Raw genomic sequence first — 2,767 nt, 5'->3', positions numbered from 1 at the left:
CAGCGGCGCCACCCTGACCTGGACGGCCTCGACCGACAACGTGGGCGTCGTCGGCTACGACGTCTACCAGGGGACGACGAAGGTCGCCACCGCCACCGCCACCTCCCACACCCTCACCGGGCTCACCCCCGCGACGGCCTACACCGTCTCCGTGGTGGCCAGGGACGCGGCCGGCAACTCCTCCGCCGCCTCCGAGAGCACCGCGTTCACCACGACGGCCTCGCAGAACGACACCGAGGCGCCGTCACGTCCCGGCAAGCCGGTCGTCTCCGCGATCACCGGCAGCGGCGCCACCCTGACCTGGACGGCCTCGACCGACAACGTGGGCGTCGTCGGCTACGACGTCTACCAGGGGACGACGAAGGTCGCCACCGCCACCACCACCTCCCACACCCTCACCGGGCTCACCCCCGCGACGGCCTACACCGTCTCCGTGGTGGCCAGGGACGCGGCCGGCAACTCCTCCACCGCCTCCGAGAGCACCGCGTTCACCACGACGACGGCCCCGGTGGGCGGCTGTACGGCCACGTACACGGTCACCAGCAGCTGGCAGGGCGCCTTCCAGGGTGACGTGACCGTCAAGAACACGGGCACCTCGGCGATCACCGGCTGGACGGTGACCTGGAAGTTCCCCAACGGTCAGACGATCAGCCAGCTCTGGAGCGGCACGCACACCCAGACGGGCGCGGACGTCTCCGTCAAGAACGCGGCCTGGAACGGGGCCCTCGCTCCGAACGCCTCGACGTCCTTCGGGTTCACCGCGTCCCAGAGCGGCACCAACGGCGTCCCCACCCCGGTGAACTGCACCACCGGCTGACCTTCGATCCGACCGTCCCCGCCCCGATCCTCCGCATCGACCTCCGACCGTCCGCACCGCGAACCGGCACCCCGCTCCGACCGTCTCCACCACCCGCCGGCACCTCGCACCGACCCCGCGCACCACGAACCGACTCCCGTCAGCCAGGCGTCCGTCTCTCCCCCACGGACGCCTCCTCACCCCCGGCCGGGCGCGACGACCCCTCCGCCCGGCCGGGCACCCCCCCAACCGAGGTAGGTCATGCGAATCAGACTGGCGCTGCTCCTGGCGCTCCTTCTTCCGTTCGTCGTCTCCATACCGCCCGCCCACGCCGCCGTAGGTCTCCGCGTGAGCGGTACGCGGATCCTGGAGGCGAACGGCAACGCCTTCGTCATGCGGGGAACCAGCCACGCGCACACCTGGTACCCGACCCAGACCGGCTCGTTCGCGGGCATCAAGTCGCTCGGCGCGAACACCGTCAGGGTGGTGCTCAGCGGCGGCCGGTGGACCGCCAACGGCGCCTCCGACGTGGCGAACGTCGTCTCGCTCTGCAAGCAGAACAAACTCATCTGTGTCCTGGAAAATCATGACACCACCGGGTACGGCGAGCAGGCCGGCGCGTACACCCTCGACCAGGCAGTGGACTACTGGATCAGCGTCAAGAACTCGATCGTCGGCCAGGAGGACTACGTCGTCCTCAACATCGGCAACGAACCCATCGGCAACAACGCGACCACCCCCGGCTGGACCCAGGCCACCTCGGCCGCGATCGCCCGGCTGCGGAGCAACGGGTTCCAGCACCTGATCATGGTCGACGCGCCGAACTGGGGCCAGGACTGGAGTTTCACCATGCGTGACAACGCCTCCACGGTCTTCGCCGCCGACCCGCAGCGCAACACGGTCTTCTCCGTCCACATGTACGGGGTGTTCGACACGGCCGCCGAGGTGACCTCCTACATGCAGGCGTTCCAGACCGCGGGGCTGCCGCTGGTGGTCGGCGAGTTCGGCTTCGACCACTCCGACGGCAACCCGGACGAGGACACGATCATGGCCCAGGCCCAGGCCAGGGGCATCGGCTACCTCGGCTGGTCCTGGAGTGGCAACAGCGGCGGCGTCGAGTATCTCGACCAGGTGACCAACTTCAACGTCGCCAACCTCACCCCCTGGGGACAGCGCCTGTTCAACGGGGCGAACGGCATCGCGCAGACCTCCGTCGAGGCCACGGTCTACGGTGGCACCACCACCCCCGACACCCAGGCGCCGACCAGGCCCGGCACACCAACCGCCTCGGAGATCACCTCGACCGGTGCCCGGCTGTCCTGGACCGCCTCCACCGACAACCGCGCGGTCACCGGCTACGACGTCTTCCGTGGCACCACCAAGCTCGGCTCGTCCGCGACCAACTCGATCACCCTGACCGGGCTCACCCCGCAGACCGCCTACAGCGTCACCGTCGTCGCCCGCGACGCGGCGGGGAACACCTCCGTCGCCTCACCGGCGGCGACCTTCACGACCACCTCGACCCCGCCGAGCGGCTGCACCTCGACGTACCAGACCACCAACCACTGGCAGGGCGGCTTCCAGGGCGAGGTCACCATCCGCTGCACCTCGGCCGTCACCGGCTGGCGGACCGTCCTCACCTATCCCTCGGGGGTGAACATCAGCCAGGCGTGGAGCGCCACCCTCTCCGCCGCCGCCCCGGTCTTCACCTTCACCAACGCCGCCTGGAACGGGTCCATCCCGGCGGGAGGGTCCACCACCTTCGGCTTCATCGGCAGCTGGTCGGGCACGGGCACCCCGCCCACCCCCACCATCTCCTGAACCGTCTCCCAGCGGTACCCCGAGGATTCCCCGCCCGCGTCCGCGACTCCCGGCAGCGGACCGGACGGGGTGGTCGGCGGGGGACGGGGGGGGCCCCGCGGCCCCGGGGGGGGGGGGCGGCGCGCCCGCGGGGGTGGGGGGGGCCGGGCC

Annotated in this window: 2 protein-coding genes; both read left to right on the top strand. The window is 70.9% G+C overall.

The window, feature by feature from the left end:
• On the top strand, positions 1-817 hold an 817-nt coding region (locus ABT352_RS07010; RefSeq protein ID WP_350943131.1), incomplete at its 5' end, for a cellulose binding domain-containing protein.
• Positions 818-1,057: 240 nt separating this feature from the next.
• Positions 1,058-2,617, top strand: coding sequence for a cellulase family glycosylhydrolase (locus ABT352_RS07005; protein WP_350943130.1), 1,560 nt, complete (start codon positions 1,058-1,060; stop codon positions 2,615-2,617).
• Positions 2,618-2,767 lie beyond the last annotated feature (150 nt).

This window comes from Streptosporangium sp. NPDC000563, assembly GCF_040299985.1.
Taxonomy (GTDB): Bacteria; Actinomycetota; Actinomycetes; order Streptosporangiales; family Streptosporangiaceae; genus Streptosporangium.
The sequence above is the reverse complement of the archived record's forward strand: the minus strand, read 5'-3'. Positions and strand labels throughout refer to the sequence as shown.